This is a genomic window from Rhodosalinus sp. (assembly GCF_046542825.1).
Lineage (GTDB): Bacteria > Pseudomonadota > Alphaproteobacteria > Rhodobacterales > Rhodobacteraceae > Rhodosalinus.
The window spans coordinates 1-20,835 of the sequence record NZ_JBKHAQ010000012.1; the positions used below are offsets into that span (position 1 = coordinate 1).

Genomic DNA, 20,835 nt, shown 5'->3' on the forward strand with positions numbered 1-20,835 from the left:
GATCAGCTGGTCGGCACGGGTGCGGCGCCAGTTCGGCGAGCGCAAATCCGCCCAGCCGTCCAGCCAGGCGCCGGGCGTCGCCATCGATCAGGCGCAGGGTTTCGCCACGAACGACGTGACGGTCGGGATAGATCTCGATCTCTTGCTCTACGATTTCGGGCGCTCCCGGCTGCGCATCGATGCCGCCAAGGAAACGGTGCTTGCCACCCGCCAGGGGCTGGTCGCCGTTGAGCAGCAGGTGTTGCTGCGGGCGGTGCGGGCGTACATGAACGTCCGGCGCGAAAGCGAGAACGTCGCGCTTCGCGAGAACAACATGCGGCTCATCACCCGCGAGCTGCGCGCGGCCGAGGACCGTTTCGAGGTGGGCGAGGTCACCCGCACCGATGTCTCGCTGGCCGAGGCGCGCCTCGCCGGCGCCCGCGCCAACCTCGCGCTCGCACAGGGGAACCTGGCGCAAGCGGTCGAGGAATACCGGGCGGTTGTCGGGATGCGTCCGGGCAACCTGCCGGAGCCGGGGCGCGTCCCGCAGACCGTGTCCAGCGCGGCGGAGGCGCGGTCGCTTGCCGTGCGCAGCCATCCGGAAATCCTGCAGGCGCAGCGCGAAGTGACCGTTGCGGAACTCAACGTGGCGGTGGCCAGGGCTGCCATGCAGCCGACGGTCAACCTGGGCGGCCGCCTTGGCCTGACGGAGACATACGATCGGCCGGACTATACACGCAGCGGCGAGATTTCGCTCGGCGTCGGCGGACCGATCTACCGGGGCGGCGAGCTCTCGTCGCTCGTGCGCCAGGCGCAGGCCCGCCGGGATGCGTCGCGGGCCGACCTGATCGTCATCAGCGATCAGCTTGCGCAGCAGGCCGGCGACGCCTGGGCGCAGTTGCAGGTTGCTCGTGCCGCGCGAGAAGCGAGCATCCGGCAGATCCGCGCCGCAGAGGTCGCCTTCGACGGTATTCGCGAGGAGGCTAGGCTCGGGGCGCGGACCACGCTGGACGTGCTCAATGCCGAGCAGGAACTGCTCGACGCGCGGGCGGGTCTGATCTCGGCCAGCGCGGACGAATACATCGCGGCCTATTCGCTGCTGGCTGCGACCGGCCTGATGACCGCAGAGCACCTTGGGCTGTCCGTGCCGCGCTACGATCCGTCGGAGTACTACAACCTTGTGAAGTCTGCGCCTGCGGTGAACTCGCCGCAGGGCCAGGCGCTGGACCGCGTGCTGCAGTCGATCGGCAGGGATTAGGCGATCCGCCGCGCAGCCGCTGCACCTGTTGTGCGACGGGCGGGGCCGGTCTAGACTTTCCAACGAGGCAAGAGCGGCAAACGCGCAAGATGAGCAATTCCGTCACCCAGTCCGAGCTCGAGGACGTGCTCGCCGCGATCCGGCGTCTGGTCGCGGAAGACCGGACCTCCCCGGCCGAGCCGTCGCGCGGGTCCGGCCATGCAGGCGCGCGCGACAAGCTGGTGCTGACGCCGGCGCTTCGGGTTCACGATCGGCCATCGCCGGATGGCGCAGAGCGGGCTTCGGCAGTTCCCGATACGGGGGCGGAACGTCCCGTGGACCCGGAACGCCAGGGAGGCGGGGGCACATCGCAGCCTGAAGGGCAGGCGCGCGGCACGGATCCTGTCGACACGGCGACCGAAGAGGCCGCGCCGGCCCGTGCCCTTAATCGACCGGGCGAGAAGGACGCATTGCCCAATGGCGCGCGCCACGTCTCCGACGCGGGTGCGGCAGGGGACGCGCGACCGGCGGCAGAAGGCCCGGAGCAGGCCGAGGCGCGGGCTGCGCAGATGTCGCCGGATACGACACCGGACCCGGCGGCGCCGAGAGACGGCGTCGAGCCCGCCGAGCCGGGCAGGGATCCGCAGGCGCGCAGGATGAGCGATGCCGAACCGCTCCCGCTGGAGGCCACGTCATGGCCGCAGGCCGCGGAGGCGCCGCACCCGCCGGTTGCCGATGCCGCCGGCGGCGATGCAGGGTCTGAAGCCGCGTTTCCAGATGCGGCCATGGAATCGGCCGGGCCACGACAGCCGGAGAACGGCGCAGAGGCCGCCGCGGACGTGACCGGGCGAACCGTCTCGCTCGAGAACAAGATCGCCGAGCTGGAGGCGATGATCGGAATGCACGGCGGATGGGAGGCCGACGAGGGGGACGAGCCCCCCTTCACCGCGACGAGCGGGCCCGAGGCGGAAGACGACGAGAGCGCAGCGCATCCCGGCGAGCGGTCCGACGCGGCGTCCGAGCCCGAGACGGCAGTCCTGGATGAGGAGATGCTGCGCGACCTGGTGGCGGGCATCGTGCGCCAGGAATTGCAGGGCGAACTGGGCGAACGCATCACGCGCAACGTGCGCAAGCTCGTGCGGCGCGAGATCCATCGCGCGCTGACTGCGCAGCTCTTCGACTAGGCAGGCATCCCTCGACAAAAAAAGCGCGCCATGGCGGCGCGCCTTTCTCCGGTTTCCGTAGGACGTCAGGCCGCTTCTGCACGCTCCGCAGCCGCGGCGGCGTTCCGGCGTTCGCTCTCTTCGCGCGACAGTGCGACCGAGGTGCGCACGCCGCGGGAGACGAACTCCATCAGACCGTTGACGACACGTTCGGTGGGATCGATGCCGGCGCAAGACAGAACTTCGCGCCCGTCGCGCGAACGCGCCCAGCGGGCGATCTGGTCCGGGCCGTTGCCGTACTTCTTGTCGTCGGCGATGGCGTCGTCAAGCGCGGCCAGCACGACAGCGGCGAAAAGCTTGCGCGCACGCATGCCCTGCTCTGCATTGAACGCGGTGCCGTCAACGAAATCCTTCATCTCGTCGTCCTTGTTATTGCTCTTGCGTGGTAGGCGTGCCGGTGGTTATCGCGCACTTGGGACGATTCGGATACCCTACCGTTGCAAGTCTGTCATGCGTTACGTGCATGGCTTGTCCCGCCGGATACACGAAATACGCCGGGTTGTCACAGGTCGTGACGCGAGATATAGGAACGCCCGCGTCTCGATCAACCATTCGTCAAGGTTTCGCATCATGCCTCGCATCAACGGCAATGAAATCCGCCCCGGCAATGTGCTGGAGCACAACGGCGGCCTCTGGGTGGCCGTGAAGGTCGAGCATGTGAAACCCGGCAAGGGTGGCGCATTTGCCCAGGTCGAGATGCGCAACCTTCGTAATGGGTCAAAGCTCAACGAGCGATTTCGTTCCGCCGACAAGGTCGAACGCGTGCGCCTCGAGCAGAAGGACCAGCAGTTTCTCTACGAAAACGACGGGATGCTGGTGTTCATGGATGCGGACACCTTCGAGCAGATCGAGCTGCCCGCCGAGATCCTGGGCGAACGGCGCCCGTTCCTGCAGGACGGCATGACGATCCAGATCGAGTATTACGAAAACGAGGCGCTCAGCGCGACGCTGCCGCAGAAGGTGACCTGCACCGTGGCCGAGACCGAGCCGGTGGTGAAGGGGCAGACGGCAGCCAACAGCTTCAAGCCCGCGGTGCTCGACAACGGTGTGCGGATCACGGTGCCGCCCTTCATCGCGCAGGGCGAAGAGATCGTGGTGAACACCGAAACGATGGAATACGCCGAGCGCGCCTGAGCGCGCTCGCCGGCTGGGCCGCCCCCGATGTCCAGCACCTTCCGCCACAGCGAGATCCTCGAGATCGCCCGCCGCGAGGGAAAGGTGACCGTCGAGGGCCTTGCCCAGCGTTTCGGCGTGACTGTCCAGACCATCCGCCGCGATCTGTCGGACCTTGCCGATGCCGGAAGGCTAGAGCGGGTGCACGGCGGCGCGGTTCTGCCCTCCGGCGTGGCCAACATCGGCTACGAGGAACGCCGCGCGCTCAACGCCGGGGCAAAGGAGGCGATCGGCGCCGCCTGCGCGGCAGAGATCCCCGAAAGCGCCTCGGTCTTCCTTGCCATCGGGACGACAACGGAGTCCGTGGCGCGCCACCTGCTGCGGCACCGTGACCTGATGGTGGTCACCAACAATCTGAATGCCGCCAACATCCTGCTGGCCAATCCCGACTGCGAGATCGCGGTCGCGGGCGGCACGCTGCGCCGCGCCGACGGGGGCCTTGTGGGGCCGCTGGCCAGCCGCGCGGTGGCCGAGTTCAAGGTCGATATCGCGGTGATCGGCTGCTCGGCGCTGGACGCGGATGGCGACATCCTGGACTTCGACATCGCCGAGGTCGAGGTCAGCCGCACGGTGCTGCGCCAGTCGCGCCGCCGGGTGCTGGTGGCGGACGCCTCGAAGTTCCACCGCTCGGCCCCGGCGCGGATCGGTTCGCTGGCCGATCTCGATGCGATCTATACCGACGGGCCGTTGCCCGCGGGCCTGTCACGGCGCTGCGCCGGATGGCAGACCGAGTTGCGCGTCGTGGCCGCAGGCCGGGCGCCGGCCTAGCGCGACACCCGGGCTCGCGCGGACGGCCTCACGGGTGCCAGCGCACGCGCGCATCGCCCGCGGTCATCGTCTCTCCCGCGCGGTCATAGCGCAGGTAGGCGATGCCGCGCCCGCCGGCCTGGGAATAGAGGGTTCCGGCGGCCTTGCCGCCGGCCTCGATGGGCGTGCCCACGGGGGCCGCCCCCTCGACCTCGACGGTGGCGAGGCCCTTTTTCAGTTCCGTCTTGTGGTGCATCCGGGCGGTCACCTCCTGGCCGACGTAGCAGCCCTTGCGGAAATCCACGCCGTTCAGACGCTCGAACCCGGCCTCCAGGATGAAAGTGTCAGGGGTCAGTTCCACCCCGGTTTCCGGCACGCAGGCCGCGACGCGCAATACCTCCCAGTTGGTCCCGTCGTCGCCGCCCTCGGCGCCGTAGAGCCGCCAGCCCAGGCTGGGATGGCGGGGATCGGAAAAGGCGCCCTCGGGCGCGGGGCCGGTGCCGCGCCGCACCTTCAGGTCCGTCTCGTCGATTGCGACCTTCGCGCGCAGCTTGTAGAGCGACAGCCGCTTGACCAGATCCGGCGCCAGCGGCGCGGCAACGTCCAGCAGCACCGCGCCGTCGCCTTCCGGCACCAGGAAGAAGTCGGCCAGATACTTGCCTTGCGGGGTCAGCATCGCCGCGTAGACGAGCCCCTCGTCCAGCTTGCGCAGATCGTTGGTGACCAGCCCCTGCAGGAAATCGTGCGCTTCGTCGCCCGAGATCCTGAGCACCCTGCGTTCCGTGCCGCTCATGCAATCCCCTTCCGTTTGCCGATCGGAACATAGGACGGCAGCGCGCGTGGGAAAAGGCAGGTGGGAGCCAAGGCGCCGGGGCCTGGCGCGGGCGTGCCATCGCGCTATCGTTCGCGCGGGCAAGCGAAAGGATCGAGCCAAGCGAAAGGACCGAGCGATGCGCGACAGCCCCCCTGGCCGTGTCGAGGATTACACGGGAACCTGTCTCGTTCTCTTCTTCGTCAATCTGTTCGGGATCCTGACGGCGGTGATGGTCGCCTTCGGCTGGCCCGCGGTTCTTCTCGTCGCGGGGGCGCTGCATGTCGCGATCGACTGGCTCGGGCGGCGGCGCGATGCCAAGGATGCCGGCCTTGCCGCCATTCCGGGCATCAAGAGCCCGAAATCACGGACGCAGAAGTCGGAACCCCCAGGGCCGGACCCGTAAGTCAGGGGTTCAGCAAGGGCATCGGGTCCACCCGCTCGGTCCCGCGCGTGACCTCGAAATGCAGGAACGACGGCGATCCCGGCGCCACGGCGGCGATGCGGTCGCCGCGAGAGACACGGTCGCCGCGGGCGACCTCAATGTCCTGCAGGTTCACGTAGACGCTGAGCAGGTTGTCTTCGTGCTTGATCACGACGATGGAAACCTCGTCGGTCGTCTCGGTCACGGCGGCGACCTGTCCGGCGGCGGCGGCGCGCACCGGCGTCCCGGGGTCGGCGGCAATGGCGATACCGTTGTTCCTGCCCCGTGCGAATTCGCGGATGATCGGGCCATCCACCGGCATGGACAGGGGCGCCGTGTCAGCTTCGGTCTGTTCGCGCCCCAGCTCGGGCGAGGGCGGGGCGGGCGCGGGCTCCGCGGCGGGCGTCGCATCGTCCTCGGGCAGTGGCTGCGTTGCGCTGGGCGGCGGCGGGGTGGGGGAGCCCGTGCCCGGCGGCGGCGTCTCGCGTTCGGTCTCGGCCGCGGTCCGGCGGGCCGGTTCCTGGGCGACGGGGATCAGCAGGTGCTGCCCGTCGCGCACCCCGAAATCCGGGCCAAGGCCGTTCCACTCCGCCAGCGAGCGCACGGAGACATCGTAGAGCCGGGCGATGGAATAGGCGGTCTCGCCCCGCTCGACCTGATGGCGGATCGGCTCTTCGTCCTCCGGCTCCGATGCGGGCCGGGACGGCGCAGGCTCGGCCGCGGGCAGCGGCTGCGTCTCGACCGGCGAGGGGGCCGCGCCGTCGATTGCCGGGCCGGCGAGCGCGGCCACATCGAGCTCGCCGCGGCGGTCGGTCGCAGCCGGTTCCGCTCCGGCGGGCTCGCTCACGCGCCGTGGCAGCGCGATGATCTCGCCCTGCCTGAGCAGCGTGTCGGGCTGCACGCCGTTGTAGCGCGCAAGCTCCCCTGCCGGCAGGTCCACCCGTGCCGCCACGTCACCCAGCGTGTCATCCCGCCGCGCCACGGCGACCTGGTAGTTGGGATAGGAGATCACGCCGCGGCGGTCCGGCTCCGGCCGGTCCGCCACCGCACGGCTCGCCGCCTCGGCGGTGGTGATGTCGCTCGGCCGCAGGTCGAAATCCATCGGCTCGGTGCAGGCGGTCAGCGCAAGCAGCGCGGCGGTTCCCGACAACACGCGCACGCCGGTCCGGGCAGGGACACGCATGGCTCGACATTCCCTCGTTACGCGCCCCTTGTGACGGGACGTCTGTTGCACGCGCGGCACTCGTCCGCCTCACTCCTCGCGTCCGAGCCCCTCGACAAGCGGCACGAACCGCACCGGCAGAAGTTCGTCGTAATCGTAGCCCGATTCGGTCCGCGTCACGCGGATCAGGCTTTGGACGGCATCCGACTGCCCCACCGGCAGGACCATGATACCGCCGATCTTGAGTTGCGCCAATAGCGGGCCTGGCGGATCCTCGGCCGCCGCGGTCACGAGGATACGGTCGAAGGGCGCCTGATCGGCCAGACCGTGGCTGCCGTCGGCGATCACCGCCGTGATGTTGGTGAAATCCAGTGCGGCGTAGATCTCGCGCGCCTCGCGGACGAGGCGTGCGTGCCGGTCCACGGTATAGACCCGGCGCGCGAGATGCGCGAGTACCGCTGCCTGATAGCCCGAGCCGGTGCCGATCTCGAGCACCTTGTCGCGGCTCGTCACGTTCAGTGCCTGCGTCATCAGGCCGACCACGGAGGGCTGGCTGATCGTCTGGCCGCAGGCGATGGGCAACGGCATGTCGTCGTAGGCGCGATCGTGAAAGTAATGCCGGACAAAGGCGCCGCGATCGACCTTTTCCATCGCGGTCAGAACGCGTTTGTCCGTTACCCCGCGTGAGCGCAGGGCGAAGAGGAAGCGCATCTTGCGCTCCGCGGGATCGTCGGGCGCGTCGCCGGTCACAGCCTCTCCCTGAAGTGGTCGAGCGCGTCGTGGGCCGTCAGATCCGCGCGCATCGGCGTGACGGAGATCCAGCCCTCGAGGTTCACGGCAGCGTCGGTGCCGGGCGCGGTCGGCACCTGCTGGTTGACCCCACGGATCCACAAAAAGCGGCGGCCCGAGGGCGACAGATGCGGCTCCGTCCGGAAGCTGGTGCCGCGGCGGAAGCCCTGCGCGGCGGTGCGCAGGCCCTGCACCTCGTCCGCCGGCACCGGCGGGAAGTTCACGTTGAAGAACAGGCGGTAATCGGCGCTCTCCTCCGGCATGGCGGAAAGGATGCGCCGCACGACCTCGGCGCCGTGGCGTTCCGCCGCGTCGAAGCGGTTTTCAAGATGCGCGACGCGCGGCCCGTAGAACTGCGAGAGCGCGATCGCGGGCAGGCCCTGCAGCGCCCCTTCCATCGCGCCGCCGAGCGTGCCGGAGTAGAGCGCGTTCTCGGCCGAGTTGTTGCCCCGGTTCACGCCCGAGAGCACAAGATCGGGCGTCGCGCCGTCGAGCACGTCGTAAAGCCCGGCCATCACGCAGTCTGCCGGGCTGCCTTCGGCCGCGTAGCGCCGTTCGCCCATCTGCGCGATGAGCATCGGGTGGGTGTAGCTGATCTTGTGCGCGACGCCCGACTGCTCGAAGGCGGGTGCCACGACCCAGACCTCACCCTCCGGCCCGGCGATCTCGGCGGCGATCCGTTCGAGCACGGCGAGACCGGGCGCGTTGATGCCGTCGTCGTTCGTCACAAGGATGCGCATGGATCGCCCCGCTCTGCCCCGGCCCCTCTCCTAGAGAACGGCGCGGGGCGCGGCAAGCAAACCGCGCTCAGTCGAGTTCGGCCAGAAGCCTGCGCGCCTCCTCGTGCCTGTCGGCCAGTTTCGCCCGGTCCTCGCCGGGGTAGAAACGCGCGCGTAACGCCGTCGCGGTGGGCTGCGGCGACAGGATGTGCACCCGCGGCCCGATGCGCGCGCCCTCCGCCTGCCAGCTCCGCGCCAGCGCGATCTGGGCGGCCTTTGTGGCACCATAGGCGCCGAAGAACTTCTCGCCCGCCCGAGGGTCGTCGAAGAAGAGCGCACGGCCCTCGGTGCCCAGCAGGGGCGCGAGTGCGGCGATCAGCGCGGCGGTGGCGGTCACGTTGGTGGCCAGCGCCCGCGCCAGCCCCTTGTCGTCGATCGAGGGAACAGGCGAGAGAGGCGGCGCCTCGACCGCCGTGTGCGCCCAGAGGTCGAGCCGCCCCCAGCGGTCGAAGATCCCGCGCGCAAGCCCTGCCACGGCATCGGGTTGCGTAAGGTTCATCGGCGCGAGCGTGGCCTGCGCGCCGGCTGCGCGGATGCGGTCGTCGAGTTCCTCGAGCGCGCCCTGCGTGCGGGCGACGGCGAGCACATGGTGGGTCGGGGCCAGCGCCTCGGCCAGCGCGGCGCCAAGGCCCCGTGAGGCGCCAGTGACGAGGGCGAGGGGACGGTCTTCGGTCATGGTGCGCTCATTCCACGGCGCGGCGCCGGTGGCAAGCGGCCAGGCGGGGCTTCCAGCCACCATTGGCGGCTTCGTCGCCTCAGCCAGCGTTTCGCGCCGGCAAGACGACCGCGGCAGAACCTGCGGGGGGTTTTCTTTCGGAGCGTGATGAGGGAAATTGTCGCGCAGGACAGTCAATCTGGAGAGAGCACCGTGACACTTGCCCAGGCCGCGCTCGGCCACCGTTCCTTCACCACCCAGGCGCTGCTGGTGCTTTCGGGCTCCGTTGCGCTGGGGCTTCTGTCGCAGGTCGAGGTGCCGATGGTGCCTGTGCCGATGTCGCTGCAGACGCTTGGCGTCACGCTGATCGGGCTGACCTTCGGCGCGCGCCTCGCGGCGCTGACGGTGCTGGCCTATCTCGCGCAGGGCGCGGCGGGCCTGCCGGTATTTTCCGGCGGTGACGCCGGCGCACATCACCTCGTGGGGCCCACGGCAGGCTTCCTGTGGGGCTTCGTGGCGATGGCCTGGCTGACCGGCTGGCTTGCCGAGCGCGGGTTCGACGGGGGCCTGCTGCGGCTCTTCGCGGCATCGGCGATCCCGGCCGCGCTGCTGTATGTGCCGGGCGTGGCCTGGCTGCACCTGGCGTTCGGCCTTGATCTCTCGGCCGCCGTCGCCGCGGGCGCGCTGCCCTTCCTGCCGGGGGATGCGGTGAAATGCGCGATCGCCGCGGTGACCGTCGCGGGCGGCTGGAAGGCGCTGGGCGCCGCGCGCCGCTGAGCGAGGACGCCCGACAGGGCGGAGGAGCGGCCCCTTCGGGGGCCGTTTCCTATTCCGCGGCCTTCATCGCGAAGCCCTGCTCGATCATGTCGGAGGGCTCTACAGGGTATTCGCCCGAGAAGCAGGCGTCGCAGTATTGCGGGGCGGCGTCGTTGCGGCCCGCGGCCTCGCCCACCGCCCGGTAAAGCCCGTCGAGCGAGATGAAGCGCAGCGAATCGACGGCCAGATGCCTGCGCATCTCTTCCTCGGACATGCTGGCGGCCAGAAGCTTTTCGCGCTGGGGCGTGTCCACGCCGTAGAAGCAGGGCCAGGCCGTCGGCGGCGAGGCGATCCGGAAGTGCACCTCTGCCGCCCCGGCGTCGAGCACCATCTCCTTGATCTTGCGCGAGGTGGTGCCCCGCACCACCGAATCGTCCACCAGGATCACCCGCTTGCCGCGAATGAGCGCGCGGTTGACGTTCAGCTTGAGGCGCACGCCCATGTTCCGGATCTGCTCGGTGGGCTCGATGAAGGTGCGGCCCATGTACTGGTTGCGCACAATCCCCATGGCGAAGGGGATGCCCGATTCCTGGCTGTAGCCGATGGCGGCGGGCGTGCCGCTGTCGGGCACCGGGCAGACGAGGTCGGCCTCGACCGGCGCCTCGCGCGCCAGTTCCACGCCGATCTGGCGGCGGGTTTCATAGACCGAGCGCCCGCCGATCATCGAATCGGGGCGGGAGAAATAGACGTGCTCGAAGATGCAGAAGCGCGGGCGTGCCGGCCGGAAGGGGCGCAGGCTCTCGACGCCCTTTTGGGTGATGACCACCATCTCGCCGGGGTCGATCTCGCGCACGAAATCGGCACCGATGATGTCGAGCGCGCAGGTCTCCGACGAGAGCACCCAGCCGTCGCCCACGCGGCCCAGCACCAGCGGGCGTACGCCGAGCGGGTCGCGCACGCCGATCAGCTTCGTGCGCGTCATGGCGACGATGGAAAACGCGCCCTCGACCCGGCGCAGCGCGTCCTCCATCCGCTCGGGGATGCCCTTTTGCAGGGAGCGCGCCATCAGGTGGATGATGCATTCGGTGTCGGAGGAGGACTGGAAGATCGAGCCGCGCTCGATCAGCTCGCGCCGGAGCGCCACGGCATTGGTGATGTTGCCGTTGTGCGCGATCGCCGCGCCGCCCATCGAGAATTCGCCGAAGAAGGGCTGCACGTCGCGGATCTGGCTCGGGCCCTTCGAGCCCGAGGTGGAGTAGCGCACGTGCCCGATGGCGAGGCTGCCCGGCAAGGTCTGCATCACGTCGGGCGAGGTGAAGCTGTCGCGGACGTAGCCGAAGCGCCTGGCCGAGTTGAAGCCCTGATCGGGGTCGTAGGTGACGATGCCTCCGGCCTCCTGACCGCGGTGCTGAAGCGCGTGCAGGCCGAGGGCCACGAAGTTCGCCGCGTCGGCCGCGCCCAGCACGCCGAAGACGCCGCACTCTTCGCGGAGCTTGTCGTCGTCGAAAGGGTGTGCGCGGAAGGCGGGGGGCTGGTCGGGCATGCCGACGGGCTCCGATTCTGTGCCGGGGAAGTGTCCTGCAATCACATAAGGGCTTCGTGCCCCGATGTCATCAAGGGATCATGATCCTGTGCGCCGGGGCGGCCGCCGCCCGTCTCAGGCCGGGGTGTCGCAGACGCTCACCAGTTCCTCGTACTGCCGGGTGATCCAGCCAAGGGCCGCGTCGGGATCGCTCCGCGTGTCGATCTCGGCGGCCAGCCGGGTGAACACCCGTGCCGAGCGGCTGTCGTCGACGATCGCGACCTGCTGCGTGCTGACGACGGTCTGGTAGACGAAATAGGCGAGCGCCACCAGAAGGATGCCGCGCGCCACGCCGAAGAGGAATCCCAGCGCCTGGTCGATCCCGCTCAGCGCCGAGCGTTGCACGGCCGAGGAAAACAGCGGCGTGAAGAGCGACACCACCAGCAGCGCGACGGCGAAGACGGCAGCGAAGGCCGCGATCACGGATAGTTCGCAGCTGTCGGCAAGAAACTCGCCCAGCACCGGCACCTCGCGTATCAGGGGTGTGGCCTGCGGTGCGAAGATGAAGGCGACGAACGCGGCCGCGATCCAGCCGCCGATGGCCAGCAGCTCGCGCACGAGGCCGCGCGCATAGGCCAGAAGCGCCGAGAGGACGACAACCAGCGCCACCACGCCGTCGATGAGGGTGAAGCCTTCCATGTGCGCCTGTTCGCCCCTCTGCCCGCCCCCGCGGCACCGTCAGCCGGCGCCGAACACCCCGCCCGCAAGATCCGCGAGTTGACCCATCCGGGTCAGTCCGAGCCCGCCGGTTGGCCCCGGCTTGCCGCCCTTGGGCAGGATGGCCGCGGTGAAACCAAGTTTTCGCGCCTCTTTCAACCTGTTTTCGGTCTGGCCGACCGGGCGCAGCGCCCCCGACAGGCTGATTTCGCCAAAGACCACCGTGTCGTGTGCGAGCGGCTCGCCCTCCCGCGCCGAGAGCAGCGCCGCGGCCACCGCGAGATCCGCGGCGGGTTCGGCGATCTTCAGCCCGCCGGCCACGTTGAGATAGACGTCGAGACCCGCGAAGGGGATGCCGCAGCGCGCCTCGAGCACGGCGAGGATCATCGCCAGCCGCCCGCCGTCCCAACCCACCACCGTCCGCCGCGGCTGGGCATGCGGGGTGGGCGCGACAAGGGCCTGTAGCTCCACCAGCACCGGCCGCGACCCCTCGATCCCCGCGAAGACGACCGAGCCGGGTGCGGGCTGGCCGCGCTCGGACAGGAACAGCTCCGAGGGATTGGCGATCTCGGCCAGTCCCTGTCCCGTCATCTCGAAGACGCCGATCTCATCGGTGGCGCCGAAGCGGTTCTTCACCCCGCGCAGGATGCGGAACTGATGCCCGCGCTCGCCCTCGAAGTGCAGCACCGTGTCTACCATGTGCTCGACCACGCGGGGACCGGCGATCTGCCCCTCCTTCGTCACGTGCCCCACGAGGATGATCGCCGTGCCCCGCCGCTTGGCGAAGGCGGTGAGTTGATGGGCCACCGCGCGCACCTGTGTCACGGACCCCGGCGCGCTGTCGGCGGTGTCCGACCACATCGTCTGGATCGAATCGATGATGGCAAGGCCGGGGCGTTCGGCGTCGAGCGTGGCGAGGATGTCCGACAGGGCGGTTTCCGCGCCCAGCCGCACCGGCGCGTCCTGAAGGCCCAGCCGCTTCGCGCGCATCCGCACCTGTGCCGCGGCCTCTTCGCCGGAGATGTAGAGGGTGGAGAGCCCGCCCGCCGCAAAACGCGCGGCGGCCTGCAAGAGCAGGGTGGACTTGCCGATGCCCGGATCGCCGGCCACCAGCACCGCGGAGCCGGGCACCAGCCCGCCGCCCAGCACCCGGTCAAGCTCGGCGATCCCGGAGGCGGCGCGCGGTGCCGGCCGCTCCTCGGCGTCGAGGCCGGCGAGCGCGATCCTGCGCCCGGCCTTCGGCGCGGGGCCGGGGCCTGCCTTGGCGCCCTCTTCCTCAAGCGTGTTCCAGGCGCCGCAGGCGTCGCATTGCCCCGCCCACTTGGCATGGGAGGCGCCGCAGGCGGTGCAGACATAGCGGGGGGACGAGCGGGCCATGCACGCCTTGTGGCGCGCCGGCGGCACCTCTGCAAGCGGCGCCGCGCGGCAATCGCGGCTTCCGGCGGTGCGCGCGCCTTTCACGCCTTTGGGCGGTCGAGCGGTCCTGCTGGCAGCGGACGGCGCGCGGCCTCTGGCGGCGGGCATTTCGCCTCCACCGGACGACCGGGACGCTGCCTGATCCTGCCGCGTCCCGGGGGCCGGCCCTCATCGTTGCCGCCGCGCCTCGGCCATCCCCAGCGCGAGCGACGCGAGGATGCAGGCCGTGAAGAGCCACAGGCCCCAGGCCACCTCGACCCGGCCTATGCCGAGGCCCTTCGCCACCGTGATGTAGATCGCGATCAGGAAGATGTCGGCCATGGCGAGGCGGCCCATCCATTCAAGCAGGGGCGTCCAGCGTGCGGAGAGAAGACCGAAGTGCCGCGCTGCAAGCGCGAGCGTCTTGGCATAGGGCGCGACGAGCGCGAAGAGGGCAACCACCGCTGCCAGCGCGCGGTCGCTGTCCCACAGCGCGGCGAGCCCCGAGAGCACGCTGATCTCGGACATCCCGAACAGCGGCAGAAGGCCCGCGCGCAACAGCGGCGCAGCCCAGGCGACCGGGTAGAGCACGAGCAGGGAGAGGTTGAGCGCGACCAGCGCGGGCGGAGCCAGCGGCCGGCTCAGGCCCATGTGGCGTAGGCCCAGAAGCCCAGCAGCGCGGCCAGCCACAGCAGGTGCAGCGCGTCGATCCAGCGCCATCGCCGCCCGGGCGCCACGGCGGCGGCCAGCATCAGGCCCGAGGCCAGCAGCGGCACGGCCATGCCGCCGCCTGCATTGCGCACGAAACCCGCGGGTTGTGCCAGCGGCGCACCGGGCATCAGCGCGGCGAGCTTGACCGCCACGGCGGCGCCCGCCACCGCCAGCGCCGCCAGCGCCAGCGCCCGGCAGGCCCCGCGCGCGGCGAGCGCGCGCACCAGCGCCAGCACCGCCAGAACCTCCAGATAAAGCGTCTGGCGGAAGCCGATGAAGGCCAGAAGGACGGGATCGGGTTGCAGGATCTCGGACATCAGCGCAGCGCCGCGATGGGCCCCCTGGTGCGGCCGTGGATGAACTGATCGACGTATGGATCGCCCGAGGCGTCCAGCGTGCCCACCGGGCCGATCCACTTGATGACCCCGTCGTGCAGCATGGCCACCGTGTCCGCGATCTCGCGCACGCTGCCCATGTCGTGCGTGATGGCGACGGCCGTGGCCCCCATCTCGGTCACGATCTCGCGGATCAGGTCGTTGATGACGCCCGCCATGATCGGGTCGAGGCCGGTGGTGGGTTCGTCGAAGAAGATGATTTCCGGCTCTGCGGCGATGGCGCGGGCAAGGCCCACGCGCTTCTGCATGCCGCCCGACAGCTCGGCCGGGAACTTGTCGGCCACATCCGGCGAAAGGCCCACGCGGCGCAGCTTTTCCACCGCGATCTCGCGCGCCTCGGTGCGCGGGCGCTTCTGCGCGCCGCGCAGCAGGCGAAAGGCCACGTTCTGCCAGACGGGCAGCGAATCGAAGAGCGCCGCGCCCTGAAAGAGCATCCCGAACCGCGCGAGAAAGGCGTCGCGGTCGCCCTCGCGCACGTCGATGCCGTCCACCGTGATGCGCCCCGCGTCGGGCTCCACCAGACCCAGGACGCATTTCAGCAGCACCGACTTGCCGGTGCCCGAGGCGCCGATCACCACCACCGAGGAGCCGCGCGGCACGTTCAGGTCCACGCCCCGGAGCACGCGGTTGTCGCCGAACGCCTTTTCAACGCCCTCAAGCTCGATCATGCGGCGAAGAACACCTCCGTCAGGATGTAGTTGGCGGCAAGGATCAGCACGCTGGCCGAGACGACGGCCTGCTTGGTGGCGCGGCCCACGCCCTGCGCGCCGCCGCGCGAGGTCATGCCGTGATAGCAGCCCATCAGCGCCACGATGAAGCCGAAGGCCGCCCCCTTCACGAGGCCCGACAGGACGTCCCATGCCTCGAGAAAGTTGACGGTGTTCTGCAGGTAGGCCGCGCCGCTGAAATCCAGCCGCACGACGCCCACCAGCCAGCCGCCCATGATGCCGATGGAATCGCCCACCGCCACCAGCACGGGCACCGCCAGCGTCGCCGCAAGGATACGCGGCGTGGCGAGGTATTTCATCGGGTCGGTCGAAAGCGTGACCAGCGCGTCGATCTGTTCGGTGACCTTCATGGTGCCGATCTCTGCCGCGATGGACGAGGCCACGCGCGCCGCCACCATCAGCCCGCCCAGCACCGGGCCAAGTTCGCGCGCGATGCCGATGGCCACGATCTGCGGCACCACGGCCTCTGCGTTGAAGCGGGCGCCGCCGGCGTAGATCTGCAGCGCGAGCGCGCCGCCGGTGAAGAGCGCCGTCAGCCCGACGACCGGCAGCGAGAGCCAGCCGATCTGGACCAGCGCCTGCCCGAATTCGCGCGCATAGAACGGCGGGCGGAATATGTGGCTGATGGCGGAGAGCGCATAGAGGGTCACATGCCCGACCGCGCCCAGCAGGACCAGAACGGTGCGGCCCAGCGCGCCGAGGGGGGCAAGCGCCCTCATGCGCCCGAATAGCGGCGCGCGTAGCGCCCGTTGGCCAGCGAGGTCAGTATCTCGTAACCGATGGTCCCGGCCGCCTCGGCCAGGTCGTCGACCCTCTGATGCGCGCCCAGCAGTTCCAGCGTCTCGGGCGGCTCGGGCAGGGCGGTCACGTCCACCCCGATCAGGTCCATCGAGATGCGCCCGCGCACCGGGCAGGGCGTGCCCGCGTGATGGAAGGACAGCCGCGGCGCCATCGCGCGAATGAGCCCGTCGCCGTAGCCGCCCGAGACGGTGGCGATGCGGGTGGGTTCCTGCGCGATCCACGCCATGCCGTAGCCCACGCTTTCGCCCACGGCGACTTGCCGTGTCTGGATCACCGGCAGGCGCAGGGTGACGACCGGCCGCGCCTCGGCGAAGGGCAGACCGCCGTAGACGCCGATGCCGGGGCGGGTGAGATCGAAGTGGTAGGCCGGGTCCATCAGCACGCCGCCCGTCGCGCCCAGCGAGCGGGGGGCCTCGATGCCGTCCGTCATCTGGCGGAAGGTTGCGAGCTGGCGGGCGTTCATCGGGTGGCCGGATTCGTCCGCGCAGGCGAGGTGGCTCATCACCAGCCGCGGCCCGAGGTCCAGCGCGCGGCCCTTGACCGCGGCCCAGTCGGCGGGCTCCATCCCCAGCCGGTTCATGCCCGAATCGAGCTGGATGCCGAAGGGCGCACCGGGCGCGGCCTCCAGATGTCTCGCCATCTGTTCGGGGGAGTTCAGCAGCGGGACCAGTGCGGCATCGCGGATCAGCCCCGCGTCGCCGGCCATGTGCCCGCCGAAGACGAAGATCTCCGGCCCCGCGCCCAGCGCCGCGCGCAGTGCGGCGCCCTCTTCCGCAAGGGCCACGAAAAAGCGCCGCGCGCCGGCCTCTGCCAGTGCCTGTGCGACGGGGGCGAGGCCCAGCCCGTAGGCATCGGCCTTGACCACGGCGCCAGCCTCTCCGGCCGAGCGGTCGGAGAGCGCGCGCCAGTTCGCCACCAGCGCGCCCAGATCGATGTGCAGCTCGGCCTCGGCCATGCCGCCTAATTCGCAGGACTGCACGGCAGGTCAAGCCGAAAACCTGCCGCTTGCCGCGCCGGGGCGGCGCGGCTAGGGCAATGCCATGACGCGGGAAGCTCCCTATTCCGGATGGCGCGACGAGATCGGCGTCCTTGCGCTGGCCGTGCAGTTCCTGACGCGGCTGCCGGTCCCGCGCGACCTGGCTTTTTCCGAGGGCCGTTTGCTGCGGGCCACCCGCTACTACCCCGCCGTGGGCGTGATCGTCGGCGCGATCGGGACGGGGGTGCTGCTTGGGGCGGCGGCCGTGCTTCCCTGGTCGGTCGCGGTGCTGTTGTCGATGGCGGCCACGCTGCTTGCCACGGGCGCCTTTCACGAGGACGGGCTGGCGGATGCCGCGGACGGGCTGGGCGGCGGGCTGACGCGCGAGCGCGCGCTGGAGATCATGCGCGACAGCCGGATCGGCACCTATGGCACACTCGCGCTGGGCCTGACGCTGGCGCTGAAGGCCGCGGCGCTCATGGCGTTCGCGCCGGCGCAGGCCGCCGCGCTAGTCGTGCTGGGCCATGGGCTGAGCCGCTATGCGCCGGTTGCCGTGGTCGCGCGGCACCCTTATGCGCGCGAGACGGGGGCGAAGTTCGTCGCACCCTCAGTCTCCGCCACCGGGCACCGCGTGGCGCTGGCGACGGCGGTGGTGCTGGCCTTGGCGCTGGCACTCGCCATCGGTCCCGCGGCGGCGCTCGCTGCGCTCGCGGGGGGTGCGCTCTTCGCTGCGCTCATCGCGCGGGCCTACCTGCGGCGGCTTGGCGGCTACACCGGCGACTGCCTTGGCGCGACGCAGCAGATGGCGGAACTTGGCCTTTACCTTGGGGCGCTGGCATGGCTCTGACGCTGTTGCGCCACACCACGCCTGCCGTGGCGCCGGGCACCTGCTACGGGCGCACCGACCTTGCGCTGGCCGACAGTTTCGAGGCGGAGGCCGCCCGGGTCATCGCGGGGCTGCCGGAGGTCGCGCATGTGGTGACCAGCCCATTGGGCCGCTGCCTTCGGCTCGCGGAGCGCATCGCCGAGGCGCGCGGGCTGCGCGCGGAGGTCGCGCCGCTCTGGACCGAGATGGATTTCGGGCGCTGGGAAGGCGTGCCCTGGGCCGAGCTGCCGCGCGACGAGCTCGACGCCTGGGCGGCGGATTTCTACGGCGCGCGCCCGCACGGCGGCGAGAGTGTGGCGGAGCTGCGCGACCGGGTGGCGGCGGGGCTGGCCCGGCTGCCGGCGGAGCCGGTGGTCGTGGTCACGCACATGGGCACGATCAAGGCCGCGCTGCATCTGGCCGGGCAGACGGGCGCATGGGAGCACACGGTGGCCTTCGGAACGGCGGTGCCGGTGCCGCGAGGGGCTGCGGTCCGGTAGCCGGCGCCGGAGCTCGCCGCGCCGGGCAGGGCGGCGGTGCGCTCCGGTCGTGTCCTTCGCCCGCAGGTGCTGAGGCCGCCGGCTCGGCACCCCTGCAAAGGGACGCGCGATGCGGCGCGTCCGGCCGCGTCAGGCGCCGCGCGCGACAGAACTTCCGCCACCGGGGCGGCGATTCGACTTTCCGGGCTTGGCGTGCGCGCTCAGGGTTCGCCCCAGTGGCCGCGATAGCGCTCCCAGGTCTTCTCTCCGATCGTGCAGTCGGCCCCCGCCTCCGCGCGATCCTGCGCCTGCCAGATCCGCTCGGGCGCGGCGGGCACCTTCCCGGCGATCTCCAGCACCAGCTTTCGCTTGACCGCGTCAGGGAACTCGTCCCAGCCGTAGACCGGCAGCACGAAGGCGCCGGGTCCGCCCACCACGCAGTCCTCGTAGTAGACATCGAGATCGGCGATGTCCCAGATCGCGAGCTCATCCTCCGGCGTCATCAGCGGCAGGCCGTTGATGCTGATTCCCCGTTCCAGCGCCCGGTCGCGGGCCATGTCGACCGGGCGCCCCTGGTTGTTCGGCCCGTCGCCGGAAATGTCGACAACCCGCCGCAGCCCGTGAAAACCGTTGTCCTCGAAGCTGTCCGTCGCGTAGAGCAGCGCGCCCGAGATCGAGGTGCGGCGCATCCCCGGCACGACATGCGCGCCGATCCGTGCGGCGAACGCCTCGGCATCCGCGGCGCTCTCGATCAGTGTCCAGTCCACCGAGCTGTGCTGGCTGTATTCGCCGGCCCATTCGACGTAGGTGACCGCGATCCGCCCGATCATGCCGGAGGTGATCGTCTCGACCACCTCGGCCGAACGCAGGGCCTCGGCGTAGCCGCGCCGCTGCACCTCCAGCTCGTCGGGCGACATCGAGCGCGAGACGTCGACGGCGAGCACGAGTTCGAGATCCACCTCCATGCCATCCGTTTCCCACGCAGGGGCAGCGACGGGAAAGAGCAGGGGCAGGCTGGCGAGCACGGCACGCATGGCATGATTAGGGCCTGCGCGGGGCCTGCCTGTCCAGTCACAAGGCAGGGAGCGCGCGGACGAAGGGGGCCGGTGCCCGGGGTGGCGGCAGTTGCGCACCGGGGCGCGCGGGCGCAGGACGGTGCCGCTGGGCGGTGCGGTGACGCGATCCGGTCGCGGCGATATCGTCGCCGCTCAGAAGGCCTGCCTGCTCAGGGCGTATCCTTCGCGTTCGAGCAGGGCGAGCACGCCCTCCCTGCCGAAGAGGTGCGCCGCGCCGAAGGCCATCGCCAGGCGGTCGCCCGGCGCGGCTTCGATGATGTCGATCCACGCCTTGTTGCGGGCGACAAGCATCTCGTCGTGCAGGTCGTCATAAAGGGCCTTCACCTCGGCCTCGGGGAGGTCGACGCTCTCGATGGCCAGATGACGCGACACTTCCCAGCCGGCGGCATGCGCCTCGTCGAAATAGCTCTCCACCAGGGTCGCGAACATGTCCTCTCCGCGCCCCTGCGGCAGCAGGCTTGCCAGCATCAGCCGCACCTGCCGCTCCGGCGGCTCGTCCGAGAAGAGCGCGAACAGCGTCTGCGGGTCTTCCAGAGAGCGCACGGGCACGCCCGCGTCCGCCGCGATCGCGGTCACCCTGTGGTCCAGCCCGCGACCGCCCGCCGCGAGCGTCTCGGCCGCGCAGGCGGGGATCGCCAGTTGCAGCGACAGATACCAGGGCTGCATGCGCGCGCCCATCGGCGGCGGGATCCCGCGCTTGCGCATCTCGCTTGCGACCCTGTTCCAGTCGCGCTCGTCCATCAGGCCGGGCAGCGTCTGCGCGCCGGACAGCAGAAGCTGCCCGGGATCCTCGGCCAGACTGCGCGTCAGGGCCGCCTCGTCCTCCGGCGACATTTCGACAAGGAGCATGTCGGCATTCTCCACCGTGGGGCGGAACGCCTCGGCCACTGCATCGAGCCGCGGGTCATCCAGGTGCAGCGTGCCCAGGATGTCGATCACGCGTCCGTCGCGCGCGGCGCGCCACCGGTTGCCTTCGGCGTAGGGGGTCTCCGCCACTGCGCGGGCGATCTCGGCGCGCACCTCCGCGTCCAGTTGTCGGCGCAGATCCTCGCCCGCGCAGGCCGCTGCCAGCGGCGTGGCGAAACCGATCCAGAGGAAGATGGCAGCGATGCGTCCGGGCATGTGCAGGTTCCTTGCGTGGGTCTGCGGGTGTCAGGGGGCGGTTCTTCCGTTCGAGGTCCTCGGGACCCCCGGCCGCCGGTCAAGCGTTTTCTCGAACCGCGGGACGCCTCCGTCAAGCACGGCCGCCTCCGACGAAGCGGGTGCGCCGCCTGCGCGTCGGCCCCCGTTTCGCGAGGGAGCCGTAGCCGGCTGGCCCGAGCGCCCGGTGTCGTTCCCGGCGGGCAGGGCGCCACGCGGGGGTGAGACACGGGGGGCGCGTCACGGGCAGGCGCGCGGCACGTCTTGCCGTGTCCGTGGAGCGGCGGCAAAAAAA

At 70.6% G+C, this 20,835-nt stretch carries 24 protein-coding genes; 8 read left to right on the top strand and 16 right to left on the bottom strand.

What is annotated here, in order from left to right; genetic code table 11:
- Positions 1-1,237, top strand: a 1,237-nt coding sequence (locus ACLFOB_RS02985; RefSeq protein WP_410924806.1) for a TolC family outer membrane protein, incomplete at its 5' end; no start/stop codon positions are given.
- Positions 1,238-1,326: 89 nt separating this feature from the next.
- Complete coding sequence (locus tag ACLFOB_RS02990; RefSeq protein WP_410916993.1) at positions 1,327-2,400, top strand: hypothetical protein; 1,074 nt, start codon at positions 1,327-1,329, stop codon at positions 2,398-2,400.
- Between the two features lie 65 nt (positions 2,401-2,465).
- Here the strand turns inward: ACLFOB_RS02990 and ACLFOB_RS02995 are convergent, their stop codons facing one another.
- Entirely contained in the window at positions 2,466-2,795 is a 330-nt protein-coding gene (locus ACLFOB_RS02995) for a DUF6280 family protein (RefSeq protein WP_410916994.1), read from the bottom strand.
- Between the two features lie 214 nt (positions 2,796-3,009).
- Here ACLFOB_RS02995 and efp point away from each other — a divergent pair, with 214 nt between their 5' ends.
- Positions 3,010-3,573, top strand: coding sequence for an elongation factor P (efp, locus tag ACLFOB_RS03000; protein ID WP_410924808.1), 564 nt, complete (start codon positions 3,010-3,012; stop codon positions 3,571-3,573).
- A gap of 27 nt (positions 3,574-3,600) precedes the next feature.
- Positions 3,601-4,380 carry a DeoR/GlpR family DNA-binding transcription regulator gene (locus ACLFOB_RS03005; RefSeq protein WP_410916997.1) on the top strand — a complete coding sequence of 260 codons (780 nt, stop codon included), beginning with the start codon at positions 3,601-3,603 and terminating at the stop codon, positions 4,378-4,380.
- 28 nt (positions 4,381-4,408) lie between these two features.
- Here the strand turns inward: ACLFOB_RS03005 and ACLFOB_RS03010 are convergent, their stop codons facing one another.
- On the bottom strand, positions 4,409-5,152 hold the full coding sequence (locus ACLFOB_RS03010) for a YgfZ/GcvT domain-containing protein (RefSeq protein WP_410924810.1): 744 nt from the start codon (positions 5,150-5,152) through the stop codon (positions 4,409-4,411).
- A gap of 157 nt (positions 5,153-5,309) precedes the next feature.
- On the opposite strand from ACLFOB_RS03010, the gene ACLFOB_RS03015 reads away from it, so the two are divergent.
- Complete coding sequence (locus ACLFOB_RS03015; protein ID WP_410917000.1) at positions 5,310-5,576, top strand: hypothetical protein; 267 nt, start codon at positions 5,310-5,312, stop codon at positions 5,574-5,576.
- Position 5,577: 1 nt separating this feature from the next.
- On the opposite strand, the gene ACLFOB_RS03020 is transcribed toward ACLFOB_RS03015, so the two are convergent.
- The 4 genes from ACLFOB_RS03020 to ACLFOB_RS03035 all read right to left on the bottom strand — a co-directional run bounded on the left by ACLFOB_RS03020 (position 5,578) and on the right by ACLFOB_RS03035 (position 9,000).
- The gene (locus tag ACLFOB_RS03020) at positions 5,578-6,777 is read right to left on the bottom strand and encodes a peptidoglycan DD-metalloendopeptidase family protein (RefSeq protein WP_410924811.1); all 1,200 of its coding nucleotides are present in this window, start codon (positions 6,775-6,777) and stop codon (positions 5,578-5,580) included.
- 69 nt (positions 6,778-6,846) lie between these two features.
- Positions 6,847-7,467, bottom strand: coding sequence for a protein-L-isoaspartate(D-aspartate) O-methyltransferase (locus ACLFOB_RS03025; protein ID WP_410917007.1), 621 nt, complete (start codon positions 7,465-7,467; stop codon positions 6,847-6,849).
- A gap of 35 nt (positions 7,468-7,502) precedes the next feature.
- On the bottom strand, positions 7,503-8,285 hold the full coding sequence (gene surE / locus ACLFOB_RS03030; protein WP_410917003.1) for a 5'/3'-nucleotidase SurE: 783 nt from the start codon (positions 8,283-8,285) through the stop codon (positions 7,503-7,505).
- Between the two features lie 67 nt (positions 8,286-8,352).
- Positions 8,353-9,000 (bottom strand): SDR family NAD(P)-dependent oxidoreductase, encoded by a 648-nt coding sequence (locus ACLFOB_RS03035; RefSeq protein WP_410917004.1) that lies wholly within the window; start codon positions 8,998-9,000, stop codon positions 8,353-8,355.
- A 192-nt stretch (positions 9,001-9,192) separates the two neighbouring features.
- On the opposite strand from ACLFOB_RS03035, the gene ACLFOB_RS03040 reads away from it, so the two are divergent.
- Positions 9,193-9,756 carry a biotin transporter BioY gene (locus ACLFOB_RS03040; protein WP_410924813.1) on the top strand — a complete coding sequence of 188 codons (564 nt, stop codon included), beginning with the start codon at positions 9,193-9,195 and terminating at the stop codon, positions 9,754-9,756.
- A gap of 49 nt (positions 9,757-9,805) precedes the next feature.
- Here the strand turns inward: ACLFOB_RS03040 and purF are convergent, their stop codons facing one another.
- The 8 genes from purF to alr form a co-directional block, all read right to left on the bottom strand.
- Complete coding sequence (purF, locus tag ACLFOB_RS03045; protein ID WP_410924815.1) at positions 9,806-11,278, bottom strand: amidophosphoribosyltransferase; 1,473 nt, start codon at positions 11,276-11,278, stop codon at positions 9,806-9,808.
- Between the two features lie 114 nt (positions 11,279-11,392).
- Positions 11,393-11,956, bottom strand: a complete 564-nt coding sequence (locus ACLFOB_RS03050) for a CvpA family protein (protein ID WP_410917710.1) — start codon at positions 11,954-11,956, stop codon at positions 11,393-11,395.
- Between the two features lie 39 nt (positions 11,957-11,995).
- Positions 11,996-13,351: a DNA repair protein RadA gene (radA, locus tag ACLFOB_RS03055; protein WP_410924817.1), complete on the bottom strand. Its 1,356-nt coding sequence runs from the start codon at positions 13,349-13,351 to the stop codon at positions 11,996-11,998.
- Between the two features lie 207 nt (positions 13,352-13,558).
- Entirely contained in the window at positions 13,559-14,020 is a 462-nt protein-coding gene (locus tag ACLFOB_RS03060; RefSeq protein WP_410924819.1) for a paraquat-inducible protein A, read from the bottom strand.
- Positions 14,011-14,397, bottom strand: coding sequence for a hypothetical protein (locus ACLFOB_RS03065; protein WP_410924820.1), 387 nt, complete (start codon positions 14,395-14,397; stop codon positions 14,011-14,013). Before ACLFOB_RS03065 ends, ACLFOB_RS03060 begins: the two co-directional genes overlap by 10 nt.
- The gene (locus tag ACLFOB_RS03070) at positions 14,397-15,143 is read right to left on the bottom strand and encodes an ABC transporter ATP-binding protein (RefSeq protein WP_410924822.1); all 747 of its coding nucleotides are present in this window, start codon (positions 15,141-15,143) and stop codon (positions 14,397-14,399) included. Before ACLFOB_RS03070 ends, ACLFOB_RS03065 begins: the two co-directional genes overlap by 1 nt.
- Entirely contained in the window at positions 15,140-15,922 is a 783-nt protein-coding gene (locus ACLFOB_RS03075; RefSeq protein WP_410924824.1) for an MlaE family ABC transporter permease, read from the bottom strand. The genes ACLFOB_RS03070 and ACLFOB_RS03075 overlap by 4 nt, the downstream gene beginning before the upstream one ends.
- Positions 15,919-16,959, bottom strand: a complete 1,041-nt coding sequence (gene alr / locus ACLFOB_RS03080; RefSeq protein ID WP_410924826.1) for an alanine racemase — start codon at positions 16,957-16,959, stop codon at positions 15,919-15,921. The genes ACLFOB_RS03075 and alr overlap by 4 nt, the downstream gene beginning before the upstream one ends.
- Positions 16,960-17,044: 85 nt before the next feature.
- Between alr and cobS the strand changes: the two genes are divergently transcribed.
- Both cobS and cobC read left to right on the top strand, forming a co-directional pair.
- Positions 17,045-17,827, top strand: a complete 783-nt coding sequence (gene cobS / locus ACLFOB_RS03085) for an adenosylcobinamide-GDP ribazoletransferase (protein WP_410924827.1) — start codon at positions 17,045-17,047, stop codon at positions 17,825-17,827.
- Positions 17,818-18,345 (top strand): alpha-ribazole phosphatase family protein, encoded by a 528-nt coding sequence (gene cobC / locus ACLFOB_RS03090; RefSeq protein ID WP_410915746.1) that lies wholly within the window; start codon positions 17,818-17,820, stop codon positions 18,343-18,345. The genes cobS and cobC overlap by 10 nt, the downstream gene beginning before the upstream one ends.
- 200 nt (positions 18,346-18,545) lie before the next feature.
- Here cobC and ACLFOB_RS03095 read toward each other — a convergent pair whose 3' ends face one another.
- Positions 18,546-19,358, bottom strand: a complete 813-nt coding sequence (locus ACLFOB_RS03095; RefSeq protein ID WP_410915747.1) for a DUF1194 domain-containing protein — start codon at positions 19,356-19,358, stop codon at positions 18,546-18,548.
- A gap of 174 nt (positions 19,359-19,532) precedes the next feature.
- Positions 19,533-20,522 (bottom strand): TraB/GumN family protein, encoded by a 990-nt coding sequence (locus tag ACLFOB_RS03100; protein ID WP_410924829.1) that lies wholly within the window; start codon positions 20,520-20,522, stop codon positions 19,533-19,535.
- Positions 20,523-20,835 lie beyond the last annotated feature (313 nt).

What these genes read in the sequence shown, in the direction of transcription:
- ACLFOB_RS02990 (WP_410916993.1), top strand. Translation starts at nt 1,327, where the DNA reads ATGAGCAATTCCGTCACCCAGTCCGAGCTCGAGGACGTGCTCGCCGCG.
- ACLFOB_RS02995 (WP_410916994.1), bottom strand. Translation starts at nt 2,795, where the DNA reads ATGAAGGATTTCGTTGACGGCACCGCGTTCAATGCAGAGCAGGGCATG.
- efp (WP_410924808.1), top strand. Translation starts at nt 3,010, where the DNA reads ATGCCTCGCATCAACGGCAATGAAATCCGCCCCGGCAATGTGCTGGAG.
- ACLFOB_RS03005 (WP_410916997.1), top strand. Translation starts at nt 3,601, where the DNA reads ATGTCCAGCACCTTCCGCCACAGCGAGATCCTCGAGATCGCCCGCCGC.
- ACLFOB_RS03010 (WP_410924810.1), bottom strand. Translation starts at nt 5,152, where the DNA reads ATGAGCGGCACGGAACGCAGGGTGCTCAGGATCTCGGGCGACGAAGCG.
- ACLFOB_RS03015 (WP_410917000.1), top strand. Translation starts at nt 5,310, where the DNA reads ATGCGCGACAGCCCCCCTGGCCGTGTCGAGGATTACACGGGAACCTGT.
- ACLFOB_RS03020 (WP_410924811.1), bottom strand. Translation starts at nt 6,777, where the DNA reads ATGCGTGTCCCTGCCCGGACCGGCGTGCGCGTGTTGTCGGGAACCGCC.
- ACLFOB_RS03025 (WP_410917007.1), bottom strand. Translation starts at nt 7,467, where the DNA reads ATGCGCTTCCTCTTCGCCCTGCGCTCACGCGGGGTAACGGACAAACGC.
- surE (WP_410917003.1), bottom strand. Translation starts at nt 8,285, where the DNA reads ATGCGCATCCTTGTGACGAACGACGACGGCATCAACGCGCCCGGTCTC.
- ACLFOB_RS03035 (WP_410917004.1), bottom strand. Translation starts at nt 9,000, where the DNA reads ATGACCGAAGACCGTCCCCTCGCCCTCGTCACTGGCGCCTCACGGGGC.
- purF (WP_410924815.1), bottom strand. Translation starts at nt 11,278, where the DNA reads ATGCCCGACCAGCCCCCCGCCTTCCGCGCACACCCTTTCGACGACGAC.
- ACLFOB_RS03050 (WP_410917710.1), bottom strand. Translation starts at nt 11,956, where the DNA reads ATGGAAGGCTTCACCCTCATCGACGGCGTGGTGGCGCTGGTTGTCGTC.
- radA (WP_410924817.1), bottom strand. Translation starts at nt 13,351, where the DNA reads ATGGCCCGCTCGTCCCCCCGCTATGTCTGCACCGCCTGCGGCGCCTCC.
- ACLFOB_RS03060 (WP_410924819.1), bottom strand. Translation starts at nt 14,020, where the DNA reads ATGGGCCTGAGCCGGCCGCTGGCTCCGCCCGCGCTGGTCGCGCTCAAC.
- ACLFOB_RS03065 (WP_410924820.1), bottom strand. Translation starts at nt 14,397, where the DNA reads ATGTCCGAGATCCTGCAACCCGATCCCGTCCTTCTGGCCTTCATCGGC.
- ACLFOB_RS03070 (WP_410924822.1), bottom strand. Translation starts at nt 15,143, where the DNA reads ATGATCGAGCTTGAGGGCGTTGAAAAGGCGTTCGGCGACAACCGCGTG.
- ACLFOB_RS03075 (WP_410924824.1), bottom strand. Translation starts at nt 15,922, where the DNA reads ATGAGGGCGCTTGCCCCCCTCGGCGCGCTGGGCCGCACCGTTCTGGTC.
- alr (WP_410924826.1), bottom strand. Translation starts at nt 16,959, where the DNA reads ATGGCCGAGGCCGAGCTGCACATCGATCTGGGCGCGCTGGTGGCGAAC.
- cobS (WP_410924827.1), top strand. Translation starts at nt 17,045, where the DNA reads ATGACGCGGGAAGCTCCCTATTCCGGATGGCGCGACGAGATCGGCGTC.
- cobC (WP_410915746.1), top strand. Translation starts at nt 17,818, where the DNA reads ATGGCTCTGACGCTGTTGCGCCACACCACGCCTGCCGTGGCGCCGGGC.
- ACLFOB_RS03095 (WP_410915747.1), bottom strand. Translation starts at nt 19,358, where the DNA reads ATGCGTGCCGTGCTCGCCAGCCTGCCCCTGCTCTTTCCCGTCGCTGCC.
- ACLFOB_RS03100 (WP_410924829.1), bottom strand. Translation starts at nt 20,522, where the DNA reads ATGCCCGGACGCATCGCTGCCATCTTCCTCTGGATCGGTTTCGCCACG.